Source organism: Mesorhizobium sp. M7A.F.Ca.MR.362.00.0.0, from assembly GCF_004023175.1.
Classification (GTDB): Bacteria; Pseudomonadota; Alphaproteobacteria; order Rhizobiales; family Rhizobiaceae; genus Mesorhizobium.
The window spans coordinates 1,412-2,597 of record NZ_RZTF01000597.1 but is presented as its reverse complement, the minus strand read 5'-3'; the positions used below and the strand labels follow the sequence as shown (position 1 = coordinate 2,597).

1 pseudogene is annotated in these 1,186 nt (G+C 63.2%); it reads left to right on the top strand.

The window, feature by feature from the left end:
- Positions 1 to 156: 156 nt before the first annotated feature.
- Positions 157 to 1,186: pseudogene (locus EOC06_RS35725) on the top strand (aspartate aminotransferase family protein); the annotation flags it as partial.

The window sequence follows — 1,186 nt, the reverse complement described above, 5'->3', positions numbered from 1 at the left end:
GTTCCTGCCACAGTACCTGCGCGAGCAGAGCCACACGATCATGACCAAGTGATCGAAAGAGGTCGCGCCCTTCGTCGCGGCCATCCAAGGCTGTCTCCTTCATCGGTTTACAAGATTATGCGCCACTATCCAGATTCAATGCCGAAGTCCCGCGAGATGTTCGAACGGGCCCGCAAGGTCATGCCGGGAGGAAACACCCGGACAACGGTCTTCATCGACCCGTTTCCGATCTATGCCCAGCGCGGCGAGGGCTGCCGCGTCTGGGACGTCGATGGAAACGTCTACTACGACTGCATCAACAATTTCACGGCCATGATCCATGGCTACGGCCATCCCGCCGTCACGGCCGCGGTGGTGGACCAGATGCCCCAGGGATCGGCTTTCGGAGCGCCCACCGAGAGCGAACTTGATCTTGCTGAACTGTTGGTGGAGCGCCTTCCGTCAGTCGAGCAGGTTCGCTTCGCCAACTCCGGCACGGAAGGCGTCATGATGGCGATCAAGGCGGCTCGGGCGTTCACCGAGCGGCCGAAGATCGTCAAGATCGAAGGTGCCTACCATGGCTCCTACGACTTCGCGGAAGTCAGCCTGGACAGTTCGCCCGCCAACTGGGGCGACATGCCTGCCTCAACGGCATACGCGAAAGGCACGCCGAAGGGAGTTCTCGATGATGTCATCGCGGTGCCGTTCAACGATACGGAGGCGCTGCGTGCCGTCTTCGACGCGCATGGCGACACGATAGCGGGTGTTCTGATCGACCCGATGCCGAACCGCGCCGGACTTATTCCCGCGCGAAAGGATTATCTCGACGCGATGGTCGAGATCGCTCATGCCGCCGGCTCGCTGGTGATCTTCGACGAGGTGATCTCGCTCCGCCTTGGCTATTCGGGGGCGCAGGGCCTGTGGAGCATCACGCCCGATCTGACGGCTCTCGGCAAGATCATCGGCGGAGGATTCCCGGTCGGCGCCGTCGGCGGCCGCGCCGACGTGATGGCGGTGTTCGATCCAACACGAGGCAAGCCTGCATTGCCGCATGGCGGCACCTTCACCGCGAACCCGGTGACGATGCGAGCCGGTCTGGCGGCGATGCGCGCGTTGACCCCGGCTAGCTTCGCGCATCTGGACGCTATCGGCAGCCTGCTTCGCGAGGGCATCACGGCCTCGCTTGCTCGCCATGGCCTCAACGGGC